General features: G+C 69.8%; 1 protein-coding gene. It reads left to right on the top strand.

The features are described 5' to 3' along the window. On the top strand, positions 1 to 1,044 hold a 1,044-nt coding region (locus ACIGO6_RS41660), incomplete at both ends, for an acyl-CoA carboxylase subunit beta (protein WP_399886039.1).

Here is a 1,044-nt window from a genome sequence, read left to right as displayed (position 1 = left end):
GGCGCTGGCCGGGCCGAGCGAGAAGGCGACGGCGGCGCAGCACGCCAAGGGCAAGCTGACGGCGCGGGAGCGGATCGAGCTGCTGGTGGACCCGGGGTCCTTCCGGGAGGTCGAGCAGTTGCGGCGGCACCGGGCGACGGGGTTCGGGCTGGAGGAGAAGAAGCCGTACACGGACGGTGTGATCACCGGCTGGGGCACGGTGGAGGGCCGTACGGTCTTCGTCTACGCGCACGACTTCCGGATCTTCGGCGGGGCGCTGGGTGAGGCCCACGCGACGAAGATCCACAAGATCATGGACATGGCCATCGCGGCCGGTGCGCCGCTGGTGTCGCTGAACGACGGCGCGGGTGCCCGGATCCAGGAGGGCGTCTCCGCCCTGGCCGGGTACGGCGGCATCTTCCAGCGCAACACCAGGGCGTCGGGGGTCATCCCGCAGATCAGCGTGATGCTCGGCCCGTGCGCGGGCGGCGCGGCCTACAGCCCCGCCCTCACCGACTTCGTCTTCATGGTCCGCGACACCTCGCAGATGTTCATCACCGGTCCGGACGTGGTCAAGGCCGTCACCGGCGAGGAGATCACCCAGAACGGCCTGGGCGGCGCGGACGTGCACGCCGAGACCAGCGGCGTGGCCCACTTCGCCTACGACGACGAGGAGACCTGCATCGCCGAGGTGCGCTACCTCCTCTCCCTCCTCCCCCAGAACAACCGCGAGACGGCTCCCCGGGCCCGCAGCGGCGACCCCGTCGACCGTCGTTCGGACGTCCTGCTGGATCTCGTTCCTGCGGACGGGAACCGGCCGTACGACATGGCCAAGGTCATCGAGGAGATCGTCGACGACGGCGAGTACCTCGAGGTCCACGAGCGCTGGGCCCGCAACATCATCTGCGCCCTGGCCCGCCTCGACGGACAGGTCGTCGGCATCGTCGCCAACCAGCCGCAGGCCCTCGCCGGCGTCCTGGACATCGAGGCGAGTGAAAAGGCCGCGCGCTTCGTGCAGATGTGCGACGCCTTCAACATCCCCATCCTCACCCTTCTGGACGTACC

The sequence above is a fragment of the Streptomyces sp. NPDC053750 genome, from assembly GCF_044544295.1.
Classification (GTDB): domain Bacteria; phylum Actinomycetota; class Actinomycetes; order Streptomycetales; family Streptomycetaceae; genus Streptomyces.
This window is presented reverse-complemented; position numbering and strand designations above follow the sequence as displayed.